This is a genomic window from Pseudomonas sp. NFIX28 (assembly GCF_900107395.1).
Taxonomy (GTDB): domain Bacteria; phylum Pseudomonadota; class Gammaproteobacteria; order Pseudomonadales; family Pseudomonadaceae; genus Aquipseudomonas.
On sequence record NZ_FNPW01000018.1, the window covers coordinates 27828 to 29185 of the forward strand.

1 protein-coding gene is annotated in these 1358 nt (G+C 63.4%); it reads right to left on the bottom strand.

Annotated features, from left to right (window positions below; all coding sequences use genetic code 11):
• On the bottom strand, positions 1–1358 hold a 1358-nt coding region (locus BLV20_RS26610; RefSeq protein ID WP_371914344.1), incomplete at both ends, for an immunoglobulin-like domain-containing protein.

The window sequence follows — 1358 nt, forward strand, 5'->3', positions numbered from 1 at the left end:
TCGTTTGGCGCCGTGAAGTTCACGGTGCCGGAGGATTCACCCACCGGGATGGTGATGGTCTGGCCGTTGGACAGAGTGACGACTACAGGCGAACCCGTGACCGGCGCAGTGACGGAGGCGGTGTAAACCACGGTGCCGCCTTCTGCCACAGATGGAGTGGCTGTCAGCGAAACGGTGCTGGTATCGATGGTATCGGTGACGTCGGTAACGGCTGGGGCAGTGCTCGGAACCAGGTTCTCGAAGTTGCCGCCGGTGGCGGTCTGGATCGTGGCTTGCACGGTACCGGCGTCTTTGTAGACGTCGTCACTCGGCGCGGCCACGGTCACGCTGCCGGTGGTGGCGCCGGCGGCGATGGTGATTACCGCACCGTTGCTCAGGGTGACGGTCACCGGCGTGCCGGCGGCGTTGGTCAGCGTCGCGGTGTAAACAATCGAGCCACCTTCAGCGACGGTATCGGTCGCGGTCAGGCTCAGAGTGGTGGTGTCCGGGGTATCAGTAACCGACGTCTCGGCAGGCTTGCCGTCGACATCCAGCTTCTCGTAATTACCGCCGGTGGCGCCGGTGATGGTGGTGCTCAGGGCGCTGCCGCCAGCCAGGGCATCGTTTGGCGCCGTGAAATTCACGGTGCCGGAAGACTCGCCGACTGGGATGGTGATGGTCTGGCCGTTGGACAGGGTCACCACAACGGGCGAGCCAGTCACCGGCGCAGTCACCGACACGGTGTAAACCACGGTGCCGCCTTCGGCCACGGACGGAGTCGCGGTGAGGCTGACGGTCGAAGTATCGATAGTGTCAGTGACATCAGTGACGGCAGGGGTGGTGCTCGGCACCAGGTTTTCGAAGTTGCCGCCGGTGGCGTCCTGGATGCTAACTTCGACTTTGCCAGCGTCTTTGTAAACGTCATCCGCAGGGGCGGCGACGGTTACGGAACCTGTGGTTGCCCCCGCGGCGATGGTGATGATCGCGCCATTCGACAGGGTCACAGTCACCGGAGTACCGGCGGCGTTGGTCAGCGTCGCGGTGTAAACAATCGAGCCGCCTTCGGCCACGATATCGGTCGCGGTCAGGCTCAGAGTGGTGGTGTCCGGTGTATCGGTCACCGAAGTCTCGGCAGGCTTGCTGTCGACATCCAGCTTCTCGTAATTACCGCCGGTTGCACCGGTAATGGTGGCGCTCAGGGAGCTACCGCCGGCCAGGGCATCGTTTGGTGCGGTGAAGTTCACAGTACCGGACGATTCGCCCACTGGGATGGTGATGGTTTGGCCGTTGGACAGAGTCACGACTACAGGCGAACCGGTCACCGGAGCGGTCACGGACGCGGTGTAAACCACCACGCCACCTTCAGCCACAGACGGCGT